This is a genomic window from Terrabacter sp. 2RAF25 (assembly GCF_052115265.1).
Classification (GTDB): domain Bacteria; phylum Actinomycetota; class Actinomycetes; order Actinomycetales; family Dermatophilaceae; genus Terrabacter.
In genome coordinates, this window is record NZ_JBFRGJ010000004.1 from 64,206 (window position 1) to 88,547 (window position 24,342).

At 71.3% G+C, this 24,342-nt stretch carries 23 protein-coding genes; 6 read left to right on the forward strand and 17 right to left on the reverse strand.

The annotated features are described in order from the left end of the window. Window positions 1-18: 18 nt before the first annotated feature. Window positions 19-903, reverse strand: a complete 885-nt coding sequence (locus AB4091_RS12150) for a phosphotransferase (RefSeq protein WP_442292006.1) — start codon at window positions 901-903, stop codon at window positions 19-21. Window positions 904-970: 67 nt separating this feature from the next. On the opposite strand from AB4091_RS12150, the gene AB4091_RS12155 reads away from it, so the two are divergent. Continuing rightward, window positions 971-1,906, forward strand: a complete 936-nt coding sequence (locus tag AB4091_RS12155) for a threonine/serine dehydratase (protein WP_442292007.1) — start codon at window positions 971-973, stop codon at window positions 1,904-1,906. A gap of 22 nt (window positions 1,907-1,928) precedes the next feature. Here AB4091_RS12155 and AB4091_RS12160 read toward each other — a convergent pair whose 3' ends face one another. After that, window positions 1,929-2,387: an Lrp/AsnC family transcriptional regulator gene (locus AB4091_RS12160; protein ID WP_442292008.1), complete on the reverse strand. Its 459-nt coding sequence runs from the start codon at window positions 2,385-2,387 to the stop codon at window positions 1,929-1,931. Window positions 2,388-2,504: 117 nt separating this feature from the next. Between AB4091_RS12160 and AB4091_RS12165 the strand changes: the two genes are divergently transcribed. From AB4091_RS12165 to AB4091_RS12175, 3 genes are all read left to right on the forward strand, one after another. Beyond that, complete coding sequence (locus AB4091_RS12165) at window positions 2,505-3,446, forward strand: 5'-3' exonuclease (RefSeq protein ID WP_442292009.1); 942 nt, start codon at window positions 2,505-2,507, stop codon at window positions 3,444-3,446. Window positions 3,447-3,552: 106 nt separating this feature from the next. Then, on the forward strand, window positions 3,553-3,927 hold the full coding sequence (locus AB4091_RS12170; RefSeq protein ID WP_442292010.1) for a VOC family protein: 375 nt from the start codon (window positions 3,553-3,555) through the stop codon (window positions 3,925-3,927). A 137-nt stretch (window positions 3,928-4,064) separates the two neighbouring features. Next, on the forward strand, window positions 4,065-4,289 hold the full coding sequence (locus AB4091_RS12175; protein WP_442292011.1) for a hypothetical protein: 225 nt from the start codon (window positions 4,065-4,067) through the stop codon (window positions 4,287-4,289). Between the two features lie 169 nt (window positions 4,290-4,458). Here the strand turns inward: AB4091_RS12175 and AB4091_RS12180 are convergent, their stop codons facing one another. The 7 genes from AB4091_RS12180 to AB4091_RS12210 all read right to left on the reverse strand — a co-directional run bounded on the left by AB4091_RS12180 (window position 4,459) and on the right by AB4091_RS12210 (window position 12,045). Further along, window positions 4,459-4,659, reverse strand: coding sequence for a cold-shock protein (locus AB4091_RS12180; RefSeq protein WP_020144233.1), 201 nt, complete (start codon window positions 4,657-4,659; stop codon window positions 4,459-4,461). 222 nt (window positions 4,660-4,881) lie between these two features. After that, window positions 4,882-7,743, reverse strand: a complete 2,862-nt coding sequence (locus AB4091_RS12185) for a DEAD/DEAH box helicase (protein ID WP_442292012.1) — start codon at window positions 7,741-7,743, stop codon at window positions 4,882-4,884. Continuing rightward, the gene (locus tag AB4091_RS12190; protein WP_442292013.1) at window positions 7,740-8,645 is read right to left on the reverse strand and encodes a diacylglycerol kinase; all 906 of its coding nucleotides are present in this window, start codon (window positions 8,643-8,645) and stop codon (window positions 7,740-7,742) included. The genes AB4091_RS12185 and AB4091_RS12190 overlap by 4 nt, the downstream gene beginning before the upstream one ends. A gap of 9 nt (window positions 8,646-8,654) precedes the next feature. Further along, window positions 8,655-9,422, reverse strand: coding sequence for a twin-arginine translocase subunit TatC (tatC, locus tag AB4091_RS12195; protein WP_442292014.1), 768 nt, complete (start codon window positions 9,420-9,422; stop codon window positions 8,655-8,657). A 95-nt stretch (window positions 9,423-9,517) separates the two neighbouring features. Continuing rightward, window positions 9,518-9,901, reverse strand: coding sequence for a Sec-independent protein translocase subunit TatA (gene tatA, locus AB4091_RS12200; RefSeq protein WP_442292015.1), 384 nt, complete (start codon window positions 9,899-9,901; stop codon window positions 9,518-9,520). Window positions 9,902-10,033: 132 nt separating this feature from the next. Continuing rightward, window positions 10,034-11,026, reverse strand: coding sequence for a helix-turn-helix transcriptional regulator (locus AB4091_RS12205; protein ID WP_442292016.1), 993 nt, complete (start codon window positions 11,024-11,026; stop codon window positions 10,034-10,036). After that, on the reverse strand, window positions 11,023-12,045 hold the full coding sequence (locus tag AB4091_RS12210) for a helix-turn-helix transcriptional regulator (RefSeq protein ID WP_442292017.1): 1,023 nt from the start codon (window positions 12,043-12,045) through the stop codon (window positions 11,023-11,025). Before AB4091_RS12210 ends, AB4091_RS12205 begins: the two co-directional genes overlap by 4 nt. A gap of 76 nt (window positions 12,046-12,121) precedes the next feature. Between AB4091_RS12210 and AB4091_RS12215 the strand changes: the two genes are divergently transcribed. Next, window positions 12,122-13,249 carry a DUF3866 family protein gene (locus AB4091_RS12215; protein WP_442292018.1) on the forward strand — a complete coding sequence of 376 codons (1,128 nt, stop codon included), beginning with the start codon at window positions 12,122-12,124 and terminating at the stop codon, window positions 13,247-13,249. A 57-nt stretch (window positions 13,250-13,306) separates the two neighbouring features. Here the strand turns inward: AB4091_RS12215 and AB4091_RS12220 are convergent, their stop codons facing one another. The 3 genes from AB4091_RS12220 to pafA form a co-directional block, all read right to left on the reverse strand. After that, window positions 13,307-13,693 (reverse strand): FKBP-type peptidyl-prolyl cis-trans isomerase, encoded by a 387-nt coding sequence (locus AB4091_RS12220; RefSeq protein WP_442292019.1) that lies wholly within the window; start codon window positions 13,691-13,693, stop codon window positions 13,307-13,309. A 51-nt stretch (window positions 13,694-13,744) separates the two neighbouring features. After that, entirely contained in the window at window positions 13,745-14,737 is a 993-nt protein-coding gene (locus tag AB4091_RS12225; protein ID WP_442292020.1) for an FKBP-type peptidyl-prolyl cis-trans isomerase, read from the reverse strand. 147 nt (window positions 14,738-14,884) lie between these two features. Next, a complete protein-coding gene (gene pafA / locus AB4091_RS12230) occupies window positions 14,885-16,276 on the reverse strand; it encodes a Pup--protein ligase (RefSeq protein WP_442292021.1) in 1,392 nt (463 codons plus the stop codon). Between the two features lie 285 nt (window positions 16,277-16,561). Between pafA and AB4091_RS12235 the strand changes: the two genes are divergently transcribed. Then, a complete protein-coding gene (locus AB4091_RS12235; RefSeq protein ID WP_442292022.1) occupies window positions 16,562-17,857 on the forward strand; it encodes a hypothetical protein in 1,296 nt (431 codons plus the stop codon). 193 nt (window positions 17,858-18,050) lie between these two features. Here AB4091_RS12235 and prcA read toward each other — a convergent pair whose 3' ends face one another. From prcA to AB4091_RS12260, 5 genes are all read right to left on the reverse strand, one after another. Then, window positions 18,051-18,878, reverse strand: coding sequence for a proteasome subunit alpha (gene prcA, locus AB4091_RS12240; RefSeq protein WP_442292023.1), 828 nt, complete (start codon window positions 18,876-18,878; stop codon window positions 18,051-18,053). Beyond that, the gene (gene prcB / locus AB4091_RS12245; protein ID WP_442292300.1) at window positions 18,875-19,660 is read right to left on the reverse strand and encodes a proteasome subunit beta; all 786 of its coding nucleotides are present in this window, start codon (window positions 19,658-19,660) and stop codon (window positions 18,875-18,877) included. The genes prcA and prcB overlap by 4 nt, the downstream gene beginning before the upstream one ends. Before the next feature lie 44 nt (window positions 19,661-19,704). Beyond that, entirely contained in the window at window positions 19,705-19,911 is a 207-nt protein-coding gene (locus AB4091_RS12250) for a ubiquitin-like protein Pup (RefSeq protein WP_386052881.1), read from the reverse strand. Between the two features lie 135 nt (window positions 19,912-20,046). Then, window positions 20,047-21,567, reverse strand: a complete 1,521-nt coding sequence (gene dop, locus AB4091_RS12255) for a depupylase/deamidase Dop (RefSeq protein ID WP_442292024.1) — start codon at window positions 21,565-21,567, stop codon at window positions 20,047-20,049. A gap of 70 nt (window positions 21,568-21,637) precedes the next feature. Next, the gene (locus AB4091_RS12260) at window positions 21,638-24,127 is read right to left on the reverse strand and encodes a lysylphosphatidylglycerol synthase domain-containing protein (RefSeq protein WP_442292025.1); all 2,490 of its coding nucleotides are present in this window, start codon (window positions 24,125-24,127) and stop codon (window positions 21,638-21,640) included. Between the last annotated feature and the right edge of the window lie 215 nt (window positions 24,128-24,342).

Here is a 24,342-nt window from a genome sequence, read left to right on the forward strand (position 1 = left end):
CGCTCCCCCGTACGCACGTCAGTCGGTCAGTCCACGGCGGGAACCTCGGAGGGCACCGCGCCGAGCACCCTCGGCGACCATCCGGAGCCCCTGGGCCTCGAACTGCTCGTCGCCGACGGCATGCGCCCACGCGGCCGTGCCGATCGCCTCACGGACGCGTTGGCGCAGCCAGGCCTCGGGTTCACGGGGATCACTGCCGTAGCCCTCGAGAAAGGCTTGCTCGAGCGCTGGGTCCCGTCTGAAGTCCTGGGCAGCGAGCCGGGCGAAGTCGGTCAGGGCCGGGCGCAGTGCCGCGCGGCCGAAGTCGATCACCGAGATGACCCCGTCATCGACGAGCCAGTTGCGCGGCTGCCAGTCTCCGTGGGTGGGCACGACCGTCGCCGCGGGCGCGGGCCACGAAGCGATCTGCTCGCGCAGGCGTTCCTCGCTGCGGGCGTCGATGCGGTGCGGCTCGTCGAGCCACGCGAGCGCCTTGGCGTTCTCGGTGCGCTCGTGGTCCGGCGCGACGTGGCTCTCCTGGCCGTGGAAGGCGGCCAGGAGCTCACCCGCCTGCCGGTACGTCCCCGGGTCGTCGGCACTGACGTCGCCCAGGACGAGGCGACCGGGCAGGTAGCGGGTCACGACGAGCTTCGCTCCGACGTCACCGTGGACCAGCACCGGAGCACGGCCGCGGGCCGTCCACGGCGCCAACCACTTCCGGTGCGCATCGAGCTCACGAGCGATGTGGCCGTCGCGCTCGCCGCCTGCCTTGACGATCAGGTGGTCGCCGCCGTGGACGACCTCGAGGACCGTCGTCGCGACGAGTCCCCAGCCGTGGTCACGCACCACGTCGGCGTCCGGCAGCCAGGTGTCGAGCAGCGCCACCTGTCGGTCGGACAGCGCGTCGCACGCGGCGAAGGTCATCGCGCGATCCTAGGGCGGTCACCGACCGATCCTCCACGCGGCGTGGGGGCGCCCCTAGGCTCAGGAGGTGATCCAGCGCTCCGACGTCGACGAGGCCCGCGACCGCGTTCGTGACCATGTCCGCACCACTCCGGTGCTGGAGGTCGAGCGCGAGGCCCTCGGCGTCCGCGCGTACTTCAAGCTCGAGTACCTCCAGCACACCGGCTCGTTCAAGGCCCGCGGCGCGTTCAACCGCATCCTCGGAGCGCGAGAGAAGGGCCTGCTCGACCCTCGTGTGGGCATCGTCGTGGCGTCCGGAGGCAACGCCGGCATGGCCAACGCGTATGCCGCCTCGAGCCTCGGCGTGCCCGCGACGGTGTTCGTTCCCGAGACCGCGCCGGCGGTGAAGGTCGCCCGCCTGAAGGCCTACGGCGCCCGAGTCGTCCTGTCCGGCTCCGAGTACGCCGCCGCGTACGAGGCTGCGCAACACGAGGTGGAGCGCTCTGGCGCGCTGCACTGCCACGCCTACGACCAACCCGAGATCGCAGCGGGCGCAGGCACGCTCGCGCTCGAGCTCGGTGAACAGGTGCCGTCAGCAGTCGACACGGTGATCGTGGCGGTGGGTGGGGGTGGCCTCCTCGCCGGCGTGACCGCGGCCCTCGAAGGGACCGCCCGCGTCGTCGGCGTGGAACCCGCCGGAGCCCCGACGTTGCGTTCGGCCCTCGAGTCCGGACTCCCGGTCGACGTCCCGGTCTCGGGCATCGCGGCCGACTCGCTCGGTGCCCGTCGGCTCGGCGACATCGCCTTCGAGGTCAGCTCACGGCTGCCCGTCCACAGCGTCGTGGTCACCGACGGGGACATCGTCGCCGCCCGCTCACTGCTCTGGGAGCGGTGGCGCGTCGTGGTCGAGCACGGCGCCGCCACGGCCCTCGCCGCCCTGACGTCCGGGGCCTACGTTCCCGAGCCGGACGAGACGATCGCGATCGTCCTGTGCGGGGCCAACACGGACCCGACCGGGCTGTGACGCGGCGTCAGCGCTGCTTCGGTCAGGCGTCGTCGCGCGGCTCGGCCGAGGCGCTGCGCCCCTCCCACGGGGTGGAGAGCACGACAGTGGTGCGTGTCGCGACGTTGGCGGCCGAGCGGATTCGCGCGAGCAGGTCCTCGAGGGCGCCCGGGGTGGCCACACGCACCTTGAGGATGTAGCTCTCCACGCCGGCGACCGAGTGGCAGTCCTCGATCTCGCCGATGTGCCGGAGCCGCTCAGGCACGTCGTCGGGGGCGCTGGGGTCGAAGGGCGTCACGGAGATGAGCGCCGTGAGCGACAGTCCGAGAGCCTCGGGAGAGACCTGCGCCGTGTAGCCGGTGACGACCCCACGCTCCTCGAGCCGCCGGACCCGCTGGTGGACCGCCGACGTCGACAGGCCCGTGGCCTTGCCGAGGTCGGTGTAGCTCATCCGGCCGTCGGCGAGCAGCAGTCCGACGAGGCGCCGGTCGAGATCTTCCATGGCCGAAGGGTAGACCAGGGGTTACGCGCAAGGTGGTCCATTCCTCATGCCGGTACCTCCTGCGCCGGCGCGCACGTCGCGGCCGGGCGGTCACCCACCCCCGGTAGCCTCTCGCGTATGCCGTCCCACGCACCCCGGTTGCTGCTGCTCGACTCCGCGTCCCTCTACTTCCGAGCGTTCTTCGGCGTGCCCGAGGTGATCGGCCCCAGCGGAGTCCCGACCAACGCCGTACGCGGCCTGCTCGACATGATCGCCTCTCTCGTCGACCGTTCCCACCCGACGCACCTGGTCGCGTGCTGGGACAACGACTGGAGGCCGGCCTTCCGCGTCGAGGCCATCCCGTCGTACAAGGCCCACCGCGTCGCCGAGGCGGGCGACGACGAGCTGGCAGGCGAGCAGGTCCCCGAGGCGCTCGGCGTCCAGGTGCCGATCATCGAGGACGCCCTGCTGGCGCTCGGCATCGCGCGGGTCGGCTTCGACGGCCACGAGGCCGACGACGTGATCGGCACGTACGCGACGGCGTACTCCGGTCGTATGCCGGTCGACATCGTCACGGGCGACCGCGACCTCTTCCAGCTCGTCGACGACGCCAACGAGATCCGTGTCGTCTACACCGCGCGCGGAGGTGTGCGCTCCCCCGACGTCGTCGACCAGTCGTTCATCGCCGAGAAGTACGGCGTGCCCACGGGCCTGGCCTACGCCGACATGGCGGTGCTGCGCGGCGACACCAGCGACGGGCTGCCGGGCGTCGCAGGCATCGGAGAGAAGACGGCGGCCAAGCTCATCACGACCTACGGCACGCTCGAGGCACTCCGCGCCGCCATCGACGGCGGCGACACAGCACTGAAGGGTGCCCAGCGCGCTCGGCTCGAGGCCGCCACCGACTACCTCGACGCGGCTCCTCGCGTCGTCGCGGTGGTCAAGGACGCGCCCCTGCCCGACGTCGACGTCTCGGTCCCGGCGACGGTGGCCGACCCGGCACTCATGTCCAAGCTCGCGGTCGAGCACGGGCTCACATCGTCCTTCGACCGCGTGATCTCGGCCCTCGGCCTCGCCTGACGGAGGACGAGACGCGTCACCGCCGAGACCGACGCCTGTCGGCGCCGTCCCGACGATGGACGGACACCGGTCGTCACGGCGTCGACCGGCTCACCGGAGGGACGACATGCCACACGTGCACCACGCGATCGACTACATCGAGCTCGGCGCCCCCGACCTCGCCGCGTCCCAGGCGTTCTACGCCGCGGCGTTCGGCTGGACGTTCAACGACTACGGCCCTGCCTACTCAGGCATCCAGGCGCCCGACGGGGACGGTGAGGTGGGCGGCCTCGACCCGGATGGGCCCGTCGGGGCCTCCGGCCCGCTCGTGCTCCTCTACTCGGACGACCTCGACGCCACGGTCGCGGCGGTCCTCGCGGCCGGCGGTGCCGTGACCCGCGACCCGTACGCGTTCCCGGGCGGTCGACGGTTCTACTTCACCGACCCTGCAGGCAACCAGCTCGGCGCCTGGCAGCCTGCCGCCGCACCGGAGCACACCTGACGGGGAGCGTGGCGTCGGCCGCCCACCGCTGCGGCGACCGTCACGAAACGGTCACGTCTGGCAGGTCCAGACGCTCGGACGGCCCCCTGGCCGCTCCCCCGGTCATCGGCCGGCCACCGGAGGGCGCATACTGAAGGGTGCCCACCCACGGATCGCCCGACCGCCGTCGCCACCTCTCCAGCAGCCCGTTCAGGCCGGATCCGGCGCGCGTCATCGAGGAGTTCGCGGTCGGCGACCGCGTCTCCCACCTGCGTCACGGGCTTGGGGTCGTGGTCGCGTGCAGCCAGTCGACCGTCACGCTGAAGTTCGAGTCGGGCGTGATCCGGGTGAACAGCCCCTTCGACCGCCTGACGCGCCTCTAGCAGTCGACGGGCCCCGACTCGGCATGGCGCCGGCTCCGGGCCGCACCAACGGCTCCAACGGGCCACACCAACGGGCCACATCAGCCTGGTCCGGTGCTCGCCGGACATGACGAAGGCCGGTCCCCGCTGGGGACCGGCCTTCGCCGTGCGGACCTTGGGTCCGGCGAGATCAGAGAGCGCGGACGCGCATCGCCTGCGGGCCCTTGGGGCCCTGCTCGACGTCGAACTCGACGGCCTGGTTCTCCTCGAGGCTGCGGTAGCCGTTGCCCGTGATCTCCGAGTAGTGGACGAACACGTCAGGACCCTCGGTGGGGGCGATGAAGCCGAAGCCCTTCTCCGAGTTGAACCACTTGACAGTACCCTGCGCCATGACTGGCTCCTTCAGGTTGAGAGTTGAGGTCACCCGGTCGGGGACCCCGTGTCGAAAAGACGCAACCCTTCAAACTGAAGAAACTGCGCTCGCTGGTCGTTCCTGCGAGCGTGCGAACACGAGCACCAAAAACGTCGACGGTTCGCCAAGACTAGCCGACTTCGCCCTGGAACGACGATTCGACCCACGCAGGCGCGCCGGCAGCGACCGTGCCGCGCGCTGTCAGTCGAGCCGGTCCGCCGCGACGACGCCTCGCAGAACGCCCTCGCTGGCCCTGCGCGCTGTGACGGCAAGGTGAGGGTCGGCCGCGTCGGTCAGCTGCCCGAGCAGGTCGATGACCTGCTTGCACCGCCGCACGAAGTCTCCCGCGGCGAGATCGGTGCCACGCAGGACGTCCTCGAGCCGCTGCCCGCTGGCCCAGCGGTGCATGGCCCAGGCGATGCCGCCGTCGGGCATGCCCGTGCGTGGCAGGGCCAGCGCGCCCTCGGCGTCCTCGAGGTCGGACCAGATCGTGATCATCCGGTCGTACGCCTCGCGCACGTCGTCGTTCGGCCAGCGCGGGGTGAGACCGCCCTCCTCGCGCCTCGGCTCGTGCACGAGGGTCGACACGATGGCCGCCAGGGACGGACCGTCGAGACGCCGCCACGTGCCTTCGCGGAGGCACTCGGCGGCGAGGAGGTCCTTCTCCGTGTAGAGCTGGCGCAGCCGGTCACCGTGGGCGGTCACCGACTCACCGCCGTCGTTGAGGTAGCCCATCTCGACGAGCAGGTCGCAGATGCGGTCGAAGGTCTTGGCGACGGAGTTGGTGCGCCCGTCGATCTTGCGCTGGAGCCCGTCGGTCTCGCGTCGGAGCCGCCACCAGCGCTCGGCCCAGCGCGCGTGGTTCTCGCGGTCGGGGCAACGGTGGCACGGATGCGCCTTCATGCGGCGCCGCAGATCGTCGAGGCGGTCGTCCGACGGCTCGGGATCGGCAACCCGACGGCGGGCCGGCGGGTCGTGCGGCATGGTCGCCCGCAGAGTGGCTGCAAGATCACGTCGCGCCTTCGGGTTGCGCGCGTTGAACTGCTTCGGCACCCGCATCGAGCCCAGCGGCTCGATCGCCGTCGGGACGTCGTGCAGGGTCAACCGGCGCAGCTGGTGGTCCTCGGTCACGACGGCCGGCGACGCTGCCTCACCCTTGCCGCCGCGGTTGGGCATGACGACGACCGCGAGCCCGCTGTGCCGTCCGGCTGGGATGCGCACGATGTCGCCGATCCGCAACGACTCCAGGGAGATCGCGGCGGCCGCCCGCGTTGAGGCGGAGCGCGCCTTCGCGCCTTCCTTCTCGATGGCGCGGATCTCGGCGCGGATGGCGGCATACTCGGCGAAGTCGCCGAGATGGCAGCTCATCTGCTCGGCGTAGCCGGCGAGGGCCTCTTCGTTGCGCCGGACGGTGCGGACGAAGCCGACGACGGCGCGGTCGGCCTGGAACTGCGCGAACGACGTCTCGAGGATCTCGCGCGCGCTCTCGCGGCCGAACTGGCGCACCAGGTTGACAGCCATGTTGTAGGTCGGGCGGAAGCTGGAGCGCAGCGGGTAGGTGCGGGTCGAGGCCAGGCCCGCGACCCCGGCGGGGTCCAGGCCGCGGTTCCAGATGACGACCGCGTGGCCCTCCACGTCGATGCCCCGGCGTCCCGCCCGTCCGGTCAGCTGGGTGTACTCGGCGGGAGAGATGTCGACGTGGTTCTCGCCGTTGAACTTGACCAGCTTCTCGAGCACGACGGTGCGCGCGGGCATGTTGATGCCGAGGGCCAGCGTCTCGGTGGCGAAGACCGCCCGGATGCGACCCGCGGTGAAGAGCTCCTCGACGATCTCGCGGAAGGTCGGCAGCATGCCGGCGTGGTGGGCGGCGAAGCCACGTGAGATGCCGTCGACGAAGTCCCAGTAGCCGAGCACCGTGAGGTCCTCCTCGGCCAGGCCCTGGATGCGTTCCTCGACGACGCGACGGTTGGCCTCACCCTCGGTCTCGGGCACGAGCCGCATGCCGCTCGAGAGCAGCTGCGCGACCGCGGCGTCACAGCCGGCGCGGCTGAAGATGAAGGTGATCGCGGGAAGCAGCCCTTCGCGTTCGAGGCGCTCGATGACCTCCGAGCGCGTCGCCCCACCACCCGGTCGGCCCCCGCGTGCGAAGCCACGACCACCGTCGCCGCCACCGGGCCCACGGCCGCCGGAGGCGTCACCCCCGCGTCGGCCCCGGCCGGCCCAGTCGTCGCGGCCACGCCCGGCCCGCCCGTTCTTGCCCTTGGGATGACCCTTGTCGCGACCGCCACGGTTGCTCACCCAGCGGGAGTCCCACGCACCTCGCCCCTCGGTGCCACGGATCGCGTGGACGAGATCGGGGTTGACGCTCACGGAGTAGTGGGACGGGCTGCCCCGGAAGTGCTCGTCGCCGGCGTCGGCGTCCTGCTCCTCGACGAAGAGGTCGAAGAGGGTCTGCCCGACCATCATGTGCTGCCACAGCGGCACGGGTCGGTGCTCGGAGACGATGACCTCCGTGTCGCCGCGCACCTCACCGAGCCAGGCTCCGAACTCCTCCGCGTTGCTGACCGTGGCCGACAGCGAGACGACGCTGACGTCGGGTGGCAGGTGGATGATGACCTCCTCCCACACCGCCCCGCGGAACCGGTCGGCGAGGTAGTGGACCTCGTCCATGACGACCCAGCCGAGGCCACGCAGCGTGGTCGACCCGGCATACATCATGTTGCGCAGCACCTCGGTCGTCATGACGACGATCGGTGCCTCACCGTTGATCGAGGCGTCGCCCGTGAGCAGACCGACCTTGTCGGACCCGTGGCGGCGCACGAGGTCGGCGTACTTCTGGTTGGACAGGGCCTTGATCGGCGTCGTGTAGAAGGCCTTGCGCCCGGTGGCGATGGCCATGTGCACGGCGAACTCACCGACGATCGTCTTGCCCGCGCCGGTCGGGGCGGCGACCAGGACCCCGCGCCCCTCCTCGACCGCCCGGCAGGCCTCGGTCTGGAAGTCGTCGAGCGGGAAGTCGACCTCCGCCGCGAAGTCGGCCAGGTGCGGCCAGGACGGCATCATGCGGCCACCTCCGTGGGCGACACGACACGGAGGGCACCGGGCACGACCTCGGCGTCGACGGGCAGCTCGGCGAACGACTCGCCATCTGCTTGGGACTGGATACCGCTCGCCTCCAAGCGAACTCGCCGGGCGCGATGGATCTCGACGGCCGGATGGGTGGTGTGCGAGCCGGAGTAGACCTTCGGGAAGACCCGCAGAAAGGCCGGGACCGACAGCGCGTGGACGATCATGACGTCGAAGAGCCCGTCGGCCACGTCGGCGTCGGGACAGACCCGCATACCGCCACCGAAGGACGTCGTGTTGGCGACAGCCACCAGCATGGCGCGGGTCTCGATGCGGTGTCCGTCGAGCTCGATCGCGTAGGGGATGGGGCGGAAGACGGGCAGCTCGCGCAGCACCGCGAGGTTGTAGCGCATCTGGCCCCGCGGCCACGTCATGCGCTGCGCGCGCGCGTTGACGACCGCGTCGAACCCGGCCCCGAGCACCCCGCCGAACCATTTCTCGCCCGCGACCCCGTGGCTCACGCGCCCCAGGTCGACCTGGCGGGTGCGGCCGTCGGTGAGCAGGGCGACGGCGGCCGGCGCATCGCGCACCGGCAGTCCGAGGTTGCGAGCGAAGTCGTTGCCCGTGCCGGCGGCCACCACGGCGAGCCTCGTCGATGACCCGGCGCACACGTTGACGCCGAGGTGCACCATGCCGTCACCACCGACGACCACCATCGTGTCGACCCCGTCGGAGACCGCCGACAGGGCCTGCGAGCGAGCCTGCTGGTAGGTGTCGCCGGAGACGTCGACGACGTCGTGGCCCGCATCGCTCAACAGTCGGCGGGTCTGCGCGCCCACCTCGCGCCCGACGCCCTTGCCCGAGGTGGGGTTGACGATCAGGGCGACGCGTTGGGACACACCCGAAACCTACAGGGGCGACGGCTTGTCGTCGGGGACGTCGAGCCAGTCGGGCTGGTGCTCCTCCTTGCGGCGGTCGAAGAGGAATGCCAGGCCGACCGAGGCGAAGTAGAGCAGCACCATCGGGCTGGCGAGGAAGAGCATCGTGTAGGCGTCGGGGGTCGGCGTCATGATCGCCGCGAAGACGAGGATGATCATGACCGCCGGACGCCAGCCCTTGAGCATCACCTGCGCCGAGAGGACGCCCACCAGGTTGAGGGCGACCAGGAAGACCGGCAGCAGGAACGCGCAGCCGAACGCGACGATGAACTTGAGCACGAAGTTGAGGTACTGCGCGCCGTCCTGGAGGTTGTAGGCGCCCTCGGGGGTGAAGCCGAGAAGGACCGCGACCGCCTTCGGCACCATGATGAAGGCGAAGAAGCAACCGGCGAGGAAGAGCGGCACGGCGGCCACGACGAAGAGCCGCGCGACGAGCTTCTCCTTCTTCGTCAGGCCCGGGACGATGAAGCCCCAGATCTGCGAGAGCCAGACCGGCGAGGCGAGGATGAGGCCCACGAAGAGCGACGTCGTCAGTTGCAGTGCGAAGGCGTCGGTCATCCCGTTGAAGTTGATGTTGACCACGCCCTCGCGGCCCTTCTGCAGGTCCTTCAGGGGTCGCGTCAGGGCGTCGATGACGCGGTTGTAGTTGACCCAGCCCACGACGCCACCGATGACGATGGCGATCGCGCTGATGGTGATGCGGTTGCGCAGCTCGCGAAGGTGGTCGCCGAGCGACATCCGTCCTTCGGGATCACGCTGGCGTCGGAGTGAGGGCATTCAGATGATTCCGTGCACGAGGTCGAGCAAGGTCGCGCGAGGTGTCCGGGCGACGATCAGAGCGTCGTGTCGCGACGGACGTCGCTCTCGGTGGTGCCCGTCGCGCTCGACGGGCTCGACGGGCCGGCTCCGCGCAGGCGGTCGGCCTCGGCACGGGCCTCGGCGGCGCGGCGCTCGGCGTCGGCGATGCGGGCTTCGGTGTCGCGGCGGTCGGCTGCGCGACGCTCTGCGTCGGCGTCGTAGGCCTGACCCTGCACCGTGCTCTGGGAGGCGTCGCTGGGGGCGGGCTTGCCGTCCTTCTTCAGCTCGTCGACCTCGGACTTGAAGACGCGGGCGGAACGGCCGAGGCTGCGGGCCATGTCGGGGAGCTTCTTCCAGCCGAACAGGGCGATGAGCACGACCGCGATGATGATGAGTTCGGGGGCACCCAGGTTGGGCATGGTGATGTCTCCTCGTCGAAAGCCGGCCCCGTGCGGACCGTCAGGTTGCAGCCTCGGGGCTGCAGATGTCCAGCATACGTGCGTGCGGTGAACGCCACCCGTGGGATCGCCCGACGGAACGCCGCTGCCCACTCAGTGGACGGAGGCGTACGCGTCCAGCGCCGAGCGTGCCTCGTCGGCGACCGCGTCGGCCAGCTCGCGCGGCTCCACCACTCTGACCTCTCCCCCGAGTCGAAGCACGAGACGACGCACGAGCGCGGGGTCGGCCACCTTGAGCGTGACCCGCAGCGAGCCGTCCGGCCGTCGGTCCACACCCTCGTTGGGGTAGTAGTCGGCGATCCAGGCCGCCCAGCGGCTGGCGTCCAGCACGACGGTCAGGTCGTTCTCGCCTGGGACGAAGACGTCGTCGAGGTCGCGCGGGGTGACGCCTTCCGGAGGGGTGCCGTCGACGTCGAGCACGGCGACGTCCTCGATGCGGTCGAGGCGGAACAGCCGGACGTCACGGGCGCGATGGCAGTAGCCCTCGACGTACCACTGCGAGTCGAGGTTGAGGATGCGCATGATGTCGACGTCGCGCTCGGTCGACTCGTCGCGGGTCGCCACGTAGTAGCGCAGGTGGACGCGGCGGCCGCGCGAGAACGCGTCCTTGAGGGGTGCCATGGCCGGGTGCTGGCCCCCGTCGTCGAGGTCGAGGTCGATGCGGCCCGTCGGCTCGTCGACCGCGCCGCCGGCGGCGTCGCGGATCTTCTGGAGCGTGCGCTCGGCCACGTCGGAACCCACGATGGTCGACCCGAGTGCCTGGAGACCGGCCGTGAGCGTCACGGCCTCGTCGCGGGAGAGCCGCATCGGGGCGGCGATGTCGTCGGCGTTGTCGAGGTAGATGTGGCCGCTGTCCCACTGCGCGTCGATGAGCTCGGCGTGGCCGTAGCCGGGCGTACCACACACGAAGAGCAGCTCGAGGTCCTCGACCACCTGGTCCTCGCTGACGCCGAACTCGTGCGCAGCGTCGGCGATCGGCACCCCACGGTGCTGGAGCAGCCAGGGCACCATGTCGAGCAGCCGGCCCAGTCGCTGCGTCGCGGTCTCGGGAGCCCGGCGCGGGGCCGGGCGTCGGGTGTCACTCATGCGGGCTCCCCCGTCGCATCGGTCCCGGTCGTGGTGTGAACGGTGTGGCCGGAGTGCGCGTCCGCCACGGCCTGCAGGGCCGATCGCACCCCGACGACGAGCTCGGGCGGCGAGACCGCGACGGCGTGCGTGCCCAGCGCGACCACATCGCGCTCGGTCGTGCCGCGCTGGTAGGGCACCTCGATCTCGGCCCAGCGCTCGTCGATCTCGGTGGTGCGGACGGCGGCGCGGCGAAGCGTGTGGCCCCGGCCGTGACGGACCCGGACGACCGCGGTGCCGACCGGCTCGGGCGGCTGCGCCTCGAGCGCGACCTCGGGCACGTGGTCGGACGGGACGGCATACGACCCCGCCCGCCCCTTGCGCCGGACCGCGCCCTCGAACCGGCTGAGGCGGAAGGCCCGCTCGTCACCACGGTCGACGTCGAACGCGGTGAGGTACCAGCGCCCGTGCCAGTTCTTCAGGGCCCATGGCTGGACGTGACGGGTGGAGAGCTCGCCGTCGTTCTTGCGGTAGTCGAAGGTGATCGGCTGCAGAGCCGACACGGCGGCGTGCACCGCCTCGAAGGCCGGCTCCTTGGTGCGGATGCGCGGCTCGGCACCCGCCGCGACGGACTCGTCGATCTCGACGCCGGAGAGCCGCAGCTTGCGCAACCCGGCCGAGGCGGCGCCGGAGATGCTCGCCGTCGACCAGGCTCGCGCGGCCAGGGCGAGGGCCGCGACCTCGTCGGGCGCGAAGCTGATGGCCGGGAGCGTGGTCTCGCTCGAGTCGATGCGGTAGCCGACCTCGTCGTCGAAGAGCACGTCGATGACGGTCGTCGAAATCGGGATCCCCATCTCGCGCAGCTCGTCCTTGTCGCGCTCGAACATGCGGTCGAACGCCTCGTCGGAGGTGGCCGCGGCGTAGGCGGGCAGCGACTCACGGATCTTCTGCTTCGAGACCGGACGACGCGCGGACTTGAGCGCGAGGATGAGGTTGAGCAGCCGTTCGGTCTTGTCGGCCGAGGCAGACGCAGGACTCATCGAGACCTTCCTGGGAGGCGGCGGCGCGGGCGGGCAGTCCGACGCTACCCGAACATGCGATCGATAGGGTCACCCCATGATCCAGTGGCGCCGGGGTGTCGTCGTCGAGGTGCGGTCCCGCTGGGCGGGGGCCGTCGAGTATGCCGTCCGGCTCGCGTCGGGTGACGTGGTGCGCGCGCTCGGCTACGTGGAGCTCGTCGGTGCGCTGGAGCCCGGGACCGAGGTGCTCCTCAACACCACCGCCCTCGAGCGTGGCCTCGGCACCGGCGGCCTCGCGATCGTGGTCGCGGCTCCCGACGCGCTCCCCGATCCCGTCGACGACGTCGGCGCGGTGCCGGGCCATGTCGTCAAGGCCCGCTACACGCCGACCCAGACGATGGTGCTGGGCGTCGACGAGCAGGACAGCGAGCACCACGCGTTGCTCGCCGAGGCGGACGACCTCGCCGGGCTGCCGGTGGTCGTCGCCGACCTGCACTCCGCGTTGCCCGCCGTCCTCGCCGGGATCCGTGAGGCGGACCCGCACCTGCGCGTCGCCTACGTGATGACCGACGGCGGCGCGCTGCCGGTCGACTTCTCCCGCACGGTCGCGGGCCTGCGCGAGGCCGGGTGGCTGGCCGCCTCGGTCACGGTGGGACAGGCGTTCGGCGGTGACCTGGAGGCGGTCAACGTCCACACCGGACTGCTGGCGGCGCACCACGTCGTCGGGGCCGACGTCGTGGTGGTCGCGCAGGGGCCCGGCAACCTCGGCACCGGCACGCGGTGGGGCTTCTCCGGCACCTCCGCCGGCGAGGCGGTCAACGCGGCCGCAACGCTCGGCGGTCGCGCCGTCTGCTCGCTGCGCATCTCCCAGTCCGACCCCCGCGAACGCCACCTCGGCGTCTCGCACCACAGCCTCACGGCATACGGCCGCGTGTCTCTTGTGCCGGCCGACGTGCCGGTGCCACTCCTACCCGGCGACCTCGGGGAGCGCGTGCTCGCCCAGGCCCGCGAGCTGGGGACCGCGAGCAGCGGCCGGCTTCGCCTGCACGAGGTGTCGTGCGACGGCCTCGAGGCCGCGCTGCGCACGAGCCCTGTGACGCTGCGCACGATGGGCCGCGGATACGACGACGACCGCGCCAGTTTCCTGGGCGCGGCCGTCGCCGGGCGTTTCGCTGCCGGGCTGGTTCGGCGCGCGCCGAACCCGGCGAGCGAAGCGAGCCCATGAGCATGGTTCGGCGCGCGTCACGCCTGGACTGACGAGCAAGCGAGCCGGAGTTGTTTGCTACTTAACGTCGTCGAGGTCGACGACGAAGATGAGCGTCTCGCCGGGCTTGATGGCGCCACCGGCTCCGCGCTCGCCGTAGGCGAGGTGCGACGGGATGGTCAGCTTGCGCCGGCCGCCGACCTTCATCCCCTCGATGCCCTTGTCCCAGCCGGGGATGACCATGCCGACACCGAGGCGGAAGTCGAGCGGCGCGCCGCGGTTCCACGACGAGTCGAACTCCTCACCGGTCGAGTGCGCGACGCCGACATAGTGGGCGCTCACGGTGTCACCGGCCTTGGCCTCGCGGCCGTCACCGTCGATGAGGTCCTCGACGACGAGGTCGGCGGGAGCCTCGCCCTCCGGGAAGTCGATCTCGGGCTTGGAGCGGTTCGGGTCGAGTGCCATGCTGCGTGTCCCTTCGTTGGTGGTCGTGCGTGCGTGTGGCCGCGCCGTCGGTCAGTATGCGTCGAGGATGTCGACGACGAACACCAGGGTGTCCGTGCCCGAGATCTTGGGCGGGCTGCCGGCGTTGCCGTAGCCGTCCTTCGGCGGGATGACGATGAGAACGCGGCTGCCGACCTTCTTGCCCACCAGGGTCTTGTCCCAGCCCGGGATGACCCCGCCGACGCCGATCGGGAAGTCGGCCGCGGCGCCACGCTGCCACGAGGAGTCGAAGACGCTGCCGTCCTTCCAGAGCACACCGTGGTACTGAGCGCTGATCGTCTGGCCCTTCTGGACCGTCGCGCCGGTGCCCTCGATGAGGGTCGCCTGCTGCGTCGTCGTGGGGGCCGCGGACTTCGGCACCGTGACAGTCGGCTCCTTGGTCGGGCCGTTCTTGAACTCGACCGTCGGGAGGCCGGCCGGAGCCGCGGTCTGCGTGCCGTCGATCTTGGCGAGCGGCGTGTGCACGTCGGCGATGTCGGCGACGACCACGATGGTGTCGGTGCCCTTGACGCCGAGCTGCTGGTTGCCGGCGGAGCCGAAGCCCTTCTCCGGCGGGATGGTGAAGGCCATGCGCGAGCCCTTGGTGGCGCCGAGCAGCCCCTCGGTGAAACCGGCGATGAGGTCGGCACGGCCCAGGCGGTAGCCCTCGGCCTTGCGGCCGGCCGCGTAGCCGTCGTCGAGGAGCTTGCCGGTCGTGCCGTTGTAGATGGTGGCACGCAGGCTCACGGCGTCGGCCTTCGTGGCTGCCTTGCCGCTGCCCGGCGTCAGCACCTTGTGCTCGACCGTCTTGGAGCTGATCGGCGTCTTGCCGAGCGCCACCTTGGGGGCGGTCTTGAAGTCGACCGCGCCCGTGGCGGTCACTCCGGCCAGCGCGACAGAAGTGGGTGCGGTGGTCGCCGAGCCGTTGGAGCCGCTCGAGGTCGAGCCGCAGGCGGCGACGGTGGTGAGCCCGAGGGCAGCGATCAGGGCAGCGGCCGTGCGAGCGGCCGGACGGTTGGGACGCACAGGTGAGACTTTCGGTCGGGGGCGGGCGGGTGTGGAGGTCCCGCTGGGCAAATCCCGGCCACTGTAACGCCCACCCTTGTGGACGGTTCACAGCGCGTTGACAGGTTCACGCCGCTCCCCCGGGGCCCGGAGGGGACGAAGAGGGAGTCAGAGGGGACGCTGGACCGTCGGCGACCGGTCGATGGTCTCCATCAGCCGCTCGACCCGCTCGTCGACGGCCCGGAACGGGTCCTTGCAGAGGACGGTGCGCTGCGCCTGGTCGTTGAGCTTGAGGTGCACCCAGTCGACCGTGAAGTCGCGACCGTGCGCCTGGGCGGCCCGGATGAAGTCGCCGCGCAGCTTCGCACGCGTCGTCTGGGGTGGGCGCACCTTGGCCTCGAAGATCTCGACGTCGGAGGCGACGCGCGCCGTGCGGCCGTGGCGCTGCAGCAAGTAGAAGAGCCCTCGCCTCCGGTTGATGTCGTGGTATGCGAGGTCGAGCTGCTGCACCCGGGCGTCGGTCAGGGCGAGCCCGTGGCGCTCGCGGTAGCGCTCGATGAGCCGGTGCTTGATCACCCAGTCGATCTCGGTGTCGATCGCGTCGAGGTCGCCGCTGCCGATGGCGTCGAGAGCGCGACCCCAGAGGTCGATCACCTGCTTGGTGTCAGGGCTGGTCACCCCTTCGCGGTCGATGAACTCGATGGCCTTGTCGAGGTACTCGCGCTGCATGTCCAGGGCCGAGATCTCGCGGCCGTTGTTCAGCCGGACGGTGGCACGTCCCGTCGGGTCGTGGCTCATCGTGCGGATCGCGCGGATGGGGTTCTCCATCGACAGGTCACGCATCACCACCCCGGCCTCGATCATGCGCAGCACGAGGTCGGCGCTGCCCACCTTGAGGAGGTTGGTCGTCTCGGACATGTTCGAGTCGCCGACGATGACGTGGAGCCTGCGGTACTTCTCGGCGTCGGCGTGCGGCTCGTCGCGGGTGTTGATGATCGGGCGGCTGCGCGTCGTGGCGGACGAGACCCCCTCCCAGATGTGGTCGGCGCGCTGGCTCACCGCGAAGCTCGCGCCGTGGGCGGTCGCGACGACCTTGCCAGCGCCGCAGACGATCTGTCTGCTGATGAGGAACGGGATGAACATGTCGGACACACGCTGGAAGTCACCGGTGCGCCCGTAGCAGTAGTTCTCGTGGCAGCCGTAGGAGTTGCCGGCCGAGTCGGTGTTGTTCTTGAAGACGAAGATCTCGCCCTCCACCCCGTCGTCGCGCAGCCGGCCCTGGGCGTCCTCGACGAGTCCCTCGAGGATGCGCTCCCCCGCCTTGTCCTGGATGACGAGCTCACGCACCGAGTCGCACTCGGCCGTGGCGTACTCGGGGTGCGAGCCGACGTCGAGGTAGAGCCGCGCGCCGTTGCCGAGGAAGACGTTGCTCGAGCGTCCCCATGCCACGACACGACGGAACAGGTAGCGGGCGACCTCGTCGGGAGTCAGGCGCCGCTGGCCCTGCGTGGTGCAGGTGACGCCGTACTCGTTCTCGATCCCGAAGATCCGCCGCTCCATGAACCAACTCTAGGCGGACGGCCCGCATCCGGTCGGCGTCGTCCGTGAGGTCGCGCGTGTCATCACGGCGGGTGACCATGACGCCGCCGTGCAGCCGGCCGACATCGATGCCGAGCTGGATGACCGCGGCCGCGTCGGATGCCGTCGTGGCACCGGACATCGTGGTCGACATCCCGTATCCCGACTGGCCCGACGTGCCCGAGAGGCACGAGAATGTGGCTGCCACAATGGTTGTTGCTGATCCCCTCACGGCCGGCCCCACACCCTCCCCTGCATTGGACGGAAATGATCGACAGACCGCACTTCAAGTCCTCCCGCCGCGGCTACGAGCCCGAGGAGGTCGACGCCTTCATCGAGTCGCAGAACCGCATCCTCCAGGCAGCGAAGAAGGACGCCGCCGAGCGCAGCGTCGAGCTGACCAAGCTCAACGCCGCCCTGACCGACCTGCGGGGCCAGCTGGGGCAGCAGTCGCGGGTCATGGCCGACCTGAAGAAGAACAGCAGCCCGTCGCCGGCGCAGACGTTCACCGACCTCGGTGAGCGCATCGGCCAGATCCTCTCGCTCGCCGAAGAGGAGGCCGCCGACATGCGCAAGCGGGCCAGCTCCGACGCCGACGACATCCGCGAGCGCGCCAACCGCGGCGCGAGCGACCTCAAGGCGACCACCAGCACCTACGCCGAGCAGGCCCGCGCCCGTGCCGACGAGGAGTCGGTGCGCATCATCGCCCAGGCCAACCGTGAGGCGCAGGCCATCGTCGCTGAGGCGCAGAGCGTCACCGCGGCCCAGCGCCAGGAGGTTGCCGCCGAGTTCGAGGCGCACCGGCTCAAGGCCTCCACGGCCTCTGCCGAGCTCGAGGTCAAGCTCGCCGCCCGTCGCGAGTCGGCAGACCTCGAGTTCGAGGTGCGCCGCCAGCAGCAGGAGGCCGCCCTCGGCGAGAGCGAGTCGCGACTGCGCCAGCTGACCGAGCGGGCCGAGCACGACGCGCACGAGATGCGCGCGCGTGCCGAGCGGCTGCTCGAGAACGCCCAGGCTCAAGCGGACCAGATCGTCTCCGAGGCCCGCGACCACGCCTCCCGGCTGCGCGAGGAGTCCGACCGCGAGCTCTCGGCCGCCTCGGCCCAGCGCGACGCCATCACGGCCCAGCTCGGCAACGTCCGGCAGATGCTCGCCACGCTCGGCGGCGGGGCTCTCATGGACTCCCTCGGTGCCCCCGACAAGCCCGCCCAGCCCGCTCCCCCGGCCGACGCGACGCAGGCGCTGCCGGCCGTCGCGGCTGCCGACACTCCCGCCCAGGCAGCCGGAGATGCAGCAGGCGGCGACGAGACGGAGGCCTCCAACGACGAGGGCACCGCCGACGACGCCGACGCCCACCATCCCGCAGCCTCCGCGAGCGCCGACGCCGACGGTGCGGCCAAGGCATCCGACGAGGTCACGACGGAGGCCACGGACGCCGCCGACGCCGACGCCGACGCCGACGCCGACGCCGACGAAGGTGCCGACCAGAAGGCGGGCGCCGCGAACGGCTCGTCGTACTACCAGCGCAAGCCCGTCGACGGCAAGGTCGCTGCGTCACGCCGCTGAGACGCTCCCGAGTGCCTGAGCACTCGGCCGTGAACGACGGAGGCCGCCCACCTGTCAGGTGGGCGGCCTCCGCGTTGTGCACCGGGGGCAAGTTCCGTCACGGGTGGGGCGACTCGTCACGGGTGCGCAGTGCAGAGAGCACTCGTCAGGGAGTCGCGCACCTCTGAGGTGGACGTCCACCGACGGGCGGCGCCTAGGGCGTGGACGGGCTGTCGGGCTCGCCTTCGGGAAGGGGGCCGTCGGCGGCCGTGGCTGCGCCGTCGGACACGTCGGACGCCTCGGAGCCGGCCGGGCCGCCCAGCACCTCAGCCGGCGCGTCACTCGTCTCGCGCGGCTCGATCAGCCTCGTGAGCAGGGGCCCGACGATCCTGCGGAACGACCGGCGCGGCCGGTCGCGGTCCAGAACGGCGACCTCGAGCTGCGCCGCGTCGAGCACGCGACGCTCGCCGTTGTCGCCAGCACCGAGCACGTCGACAGCGAGGCGCAGCACCTCGCTCAAGGTCATGCCCGGCCGCCAGGCCGTGCCCAGTCGCTCCTCGGCAGCGTCACTCGCGCCGCCCATCGCCACGAAGCCGTGCTCGTCGGCGACAGACCCGTCGTAGGTGAGCCGGAAGATCTGGTCGGCGTCGCTGTCGAGCCCGACCTCGGCCACGACGATCTCGATCTCGAAGGGCTTCGACTCCTGCGTGAAGACCGCGCCGAGCGTCTGGGCGTACGTGTTGGCCAGGGCCCGCGCCGTGACGTCGGTGCGGTCGTAGGAGTAGCCGCGCAGGTCGGCATAGCGGATGCCGGCGACCCGGAGGCTCTCGAACTCGTTGTAGCGACCGACTGCAGCGAAGGCGATGCGGTCGTAGATCTCGGAGACCTTGTGCAGGGCGCGAGACGGGTTCTCGGCCACGAAGGCGACGCCCCGGTCGTAGCCGACCACGATGACCGACCGGCCACGAGCAATTCCCTTGCGCGCGAAGTCGGCCCGGTCCTTCATGACCTGCTCGGGCGGGACGTAGAACGGCATGCTCATCGGGCACCTCCCGGGTTGTCTCGGCGCGCGACCACGACCCGTTCGACGTGCCCCTCGAGGATGTCCTGGGCCACGAACCGGGCGCCGGCGTGGTCGACGAGCGCGACGGTGGGCCAGATCTGCCGGCCGAGGTCGGGTCCGCCCGTGGCGGAGTCGTCGTCGGCGGCGTCGTAGAGCGCCTCGATGGCGACCGAGACCGCCTGCTGCTCCTCGAGGCCCGGACGCCAGAGCTTCTTCAGGGCGCCTCGCGCGAAGACCGACCCGGAGCCGGTCGAGTGGTGGCCTCCCTCGATGTAGCAGCCACCGGTCACGTCGTAGGAGTAGATGCGTCCGGTGGCGGACTCGAGGTCGAAGCCGGCATACGTCGGGACGACCGTCAGTCCCTGCATCGCGAGACCCAGGTTGCCGCGGATCATCGAGGCGAGGCGGTTGGCCTTGCCCTCGAGCGACATGATCGCGCCCTCGATCTTCTCGTAGTGCTCGAGCTCGACCTGGTAGAGCCGGACCAGCTCGATCGCGATGCCCGCCGTGCCGGCGATGCCGACAACGCTGAAGTCGTCGGCGGCGAAGACCTTCTCCATGTCGCGGTTGGCGATGACGTTGCCCATCGTGGCGCGGCGGTCGCCGGCCATGACGACCCCACCGTCGTAGAGGAGGGCCACGATCGTCGTGCCGTGTGGCGCTTCGAGGCTGGCGCCCGACGGAAGGCGGCGCCCGGCGGGCAGCAGCTCGGGGCGGTAGGCGGAGACGAACTCGGTGAAGGACGACGAGCCTGCGCTCATGAAGGCGTCATCGAGCCGACGCGACCGTCCGGGCAGCGAGTCGGTCACTGGCCGCCCTTCTGGACGAAGCCCCGCACGAACTCCTCGGCGTTGGACTCGAGCACGCCGTCGATCTCGTCGAGGACGCTGTCGATGTCGTCGGAGAGACCTTCCTTGACGGCGGCGCCGGCGGGTGCGGCAGGCGGTGCCTCAGGGGCCTCGGGGGGCTCCTCGTCACGACGCTGCGGCTTGGCGTGCTCCTGACCCGGCATGGCTACCTCCCAGACGTGAAAGACCTCGTTGGCTCGACCCTAACCCGTGCGAGCGCGCGTTCCGAGCACCGCCCCGGAAGGGGCAGACGGCATACGTGATCGGGCGCACGACGGGACGGGCCGGGAGGTCAGGTGTCAGTCGGGAGTGGCGAGCCCGCGGAGCAGCTCCGCGACGTCGGCGCTCTCCTCCAGCAGGGCGCCGACCTGCGCCCTGGTGCCTCGCTCGGGCTCGAGGATCGGCACGCGCTGCAGGCTGGCGCGGCCCGGCACGTCGAAGACCACGGAGTCCCAGCTCGCCGAGAACACCTGCCCGGTGAAGCGACGCACGCACTCGCCCCGGAACCACGCCCGGGTGTCCTCGGGTGGAGTCGTCTGCGCGGCCTTGACCTCCTCGGGCGTGACGAGGTCGCGCAGCATGCCCCGGTCGCGCAGGCGGTGCACGAGGCCCTTCTCGGGGCGCACGTCGGCCCACTGGATGTCGATGGCGGCCAGGCGGTGGTCGTCCCAGCCGAGGCCGTCACGCGCCCGGTAGCCCTCGAGCACCTTGAGCTTGGCCACCCAGTCGAGCAGCGGCGAGCACGACATGACGTCGCGGCCGAGGCCGGTGAGGACCTCCTCCCAGAGAGCCATCACCTCGGCCGTGGCCTCGGGCTCGGGGTCGTCGCCACGGCGGTCGAGCCAGCTCCGGGCGGCCTCGAGGTACATCCACTGGACGTCGATGGCGGTGACGGTGCGCCCGTCGACGAGCTCGACCGTCGCCTGCAGCGCGGGGTCGTGCGAGATGGTCTGCAGCGCCGCGACGGGCCGACGGATCGACCAGTCCTCGCTGAGGTGGCCGTCCTCGATCATCCCCAGCACCAGAGACGTCGTACCGGTCTTGAGCAGGGTCGCCACGTCGAGCTGGTTGGCGTCGCCGATGATGACGTGCAGGCGCCGGTAGCGGTCGGCCACGGCGTGCGGCTCGTCGCGGGTGTTGATGATCGGCCGCTTGAGCGTCGTCTCGAGCCCGACCTCGGTCTCGAAGAAGTCGGCGCGCTGTGAGATCTGGTAGCCCGCTCCCCTGCTGTCGACGCCGAGGCCGACGCGCCCTGCGCCGCAGACGATCTGGCGCGTGACGAAGAAGGGGATGAGGTGTCGCACGATGTCGGGGAAGGCCGTGCGGCGAGGCATCAGGTAGTTCTCGTGAGTGCCGTAGGACTGGCCCTTGCCGTCGGCGTTGTTCTTGTAGAGGTTCACCGGCGGCTGGCCGGGTCGTGCGGCGAGCAGTCGCACCGACTCCAGCGCGATGGCGTCTCCGGCCCGGTCCCACGTGACGGCGTCGCGCGGCACCGTGACCTCGGGCGAGCTGTACTCGGGGTGGGCGTGGTCGACGTAGTAGCGCGCCCCGTTCGTCAGCACGACGTTCGCGAGCGTGGGGTCCTCGACGTCGGTCAGCTGGCTCGGGTCGGCGGTCTGCCGGTCGAGCTGCCAGCCGCGGGCGTCGCGCAGGGGGTCCTCGAAGGCGTAGTCCCAGCTGGACTGGTTCGACCGGATGCCCTGCGCCGCGGCGTAGACGCTGATGACCTGACCGGACAGGAACATCGGGTTGGCCATCGGGTCGCCCGGCACGGAGATGCCGTACTCGGTCTCGAGCCCCATGATCCGCCGCACCGTCATGGCCCGACCCTAACGGGAGCGCTGGCCGCGGCTCGTCGCCACCCGGCCCGCGTACGCGGGTGGTGGCGCCTCAGAGCGCCCCGACCTTCTGGAGGCGGTTGAGCGAGAACCAGCCGAACGGGATCGGCAGCCAATACGTCGCGAGGCGGTAGAGGATCACCGCGGGCACGGCCACGGCGCTGTCGACGCCGATCTGGACGAGGCCGAACGACATCGCCGCCTCGATGCCGCCGAGGCCACCCGGCGTCGGGACGGCCGAGCCGACGATCGCCCCGGCGAAGTAGACGACCGCCACCGACGCCACCGACGGCTCGGCACCGAAGGCCCGGGTGGCGCACACGAGGGCCGCGACGAAGGACGCGTCGAGCAGGAGCGCCCCACCGAGCAGCTGGACGAGGCGACGCGGGTGCTGGAAGGTCTCGAGCACCTGGGGCAGGGCCGAGCGCACCTGTGGCATGACCCGTTCGGTGAGGAAGCCCCGGATCTTGGGGACCGCCAGCAGCCCGAGGGCGATGATGACGACCGCCAGGATGGCGGCCACCAGCACGGGCGAGGGGCTGAAGGACACCGACGGTCCGGTGCCGGCGAGCACTCCCGAGACCACGAGCAGCACGAAGTACGAGCAGAACTGGGCGACCTGCGCGACACCGACGCTGGCACCGGCCAGGGTGGGCGTGAGGCCCGTGGTCTGCAGGTAGCGCGTGTTGAGGGCGATGTTCCCCACTGCTGCGGGTGCCACGAGCCCGCTGAACGCGACGGCCAGCTGTGTCATGTACGTCCGGATGAACCGCAGGTGCACGGGCGCCGCCCCGGCGAGCGCGATGGAGGCGCCGGCGAAGGTTGCGCCGGCGAACACGACCAGGGCGACCATCCAGCGCCAGTCGGCCTGCCGGAACACCGTGGCGAGGTCGAACCGGGTGAGCTGGGTGAGGATGAAGTACGCCGCGACTGCGGCGCCGATGACGGTGAGGACCGCGCGGGCCGAGACCCGGCGCAGCTGCACGGGCTCGACGTGCTCGATCGAGGGCCGCAGCTCGACGAGGCGGCTGCGCAGCTCCTTGAGGACCCCCTTGCGCTCGCGCAGCGCCTCCCGGGTCTCGGGCGTGAGCGCCACCGACTGGAGCAGCGGCACGGCCCGCAGGACCGCCTCCTCACCGAGAGTCTCGGTGGCGGCCCGAACGGTCCGCTCCGGCCCGACGGCGAGGGCGACGGTCGTCAGCAGCTGGGCCAGGTCGATGCGCAGGCTGATGTCGTCGGCCGCGACGTCGCCGCTGCCGAGGCTGGCGAGCGCAACCGTGTCGCCGTCGACGAGAACGTGGTGGGGACTCAGGGAGCGGTGCGCCACGCGCCGTTGGTGCAGGGTCTCCGAGAGCCGGAACACCGCGGTGAGCTGGGCATCGGTGAGGTCGGACCCGACCTCGGCGAGTGGCCGGCCCTGCGGTTCGACGTAGGCGATGACCGCCGAGAAGGGCCCCACCTCGGCGATGGACACCGGCCTCGGGGCCGGGATGCCGAGGTCCTCGAGAACCAAGCCCATGAGCGTGCGGTGCTCGATCTCGGAGCGCAGGGTGAGCGCCGGTGGCCGCGTGAACCCGCTCCGCAGCCTGAGCACGCGCAGGAAACGACGCCCCGAGGCGAGCCCGAAGGTGTCGCGGTCGATGACGTGCACGTCGACGGCGCGCGCACCGTCGGAGCTCTCGGTCGTGCCCAGGTAACGCCGGTCCCCGGCGTCGTTCGCGTCGATGAGCTCGAGCCGGCGCAGGGGAACCCCGGTGGCGACGAGTACGTCGGCGACGTCGCGGCCCGGCGCCCGCGTGGCGGTCACGCCGAAGGCGAGCCGGAAGGCGACGCCGACGAGCCAGCCGAGCAGGAGCGACGCCGTGAGGGCGGCCAGGGTCATGGCGCCCGAGAGGAGGGTCGTGACCAGGGTCGCGATCACGACGGTGACCGCGATCGGCCAGATCCACTTGCGGCCGGAGATGTCGGCCACCGTGAGCAGCGAGACGGTCGAGACGATGACGATGTCGAGGGGGCCGGTGTGTCCGGTCGGCGTGGGCCGCGTGAGGACCTCGGTGACGAAGCCGCCGTTGTCCGACTGGACGAGCACCGCGAGCACGATGACGATGACGCCGGCGACGACGGCGGCCCCGAGCGCCTGGATCAGCTGCAGTCCTCGGCGGCGGACCACGAGGTCGATGCCCACGCCGATCGGCACGAGGAGGACCCCGATGCCGCTCACAAGCGAGAGCAGGGTCAGCAGCACCCGGGGCAGTCCGCTGGTGACGTCGGTGAGGTCCTGCTCGACGGCGCCACGCGTGCCCGCCGCCAGGTCGGCCACGAGCAGACCGAGCACGAGCAGCAGCAGGGCCACGACGAGCCGGACGACGTCCGCGGGGCGCCGCACCCGCTCGGGGATGGCCGGCTCGACGACGTCGACGTCTGCGGGGGGCACCGGTGTCGGCGCCTCCGGGTCGAGCGCCTCGGCGCGTTCCGCAGGCGCCGCGGACGCACTCTGCGTCTCGGTCTCGTCGACCGCCTCCTGCTCCGCGGTCGGTCGCATGTGTTCCCCCGTGCTCTCGTCAGCGCGCTCCCGACGACCTTCGTCGACGGCGTGACCTGAGGGTCGCGCGCGTTCGCTGTCGTCGGGCATGGGGTCAATCCTGCCTGAGCCGCGCCCGGATTGGACGCACCTACGCCGTCCGGGTGGATCGGGGCTGCCGATCCACACGGGTCGGGGTGCGAGACTGGCGACTGTGACGGCCACCGGCTCTTGGG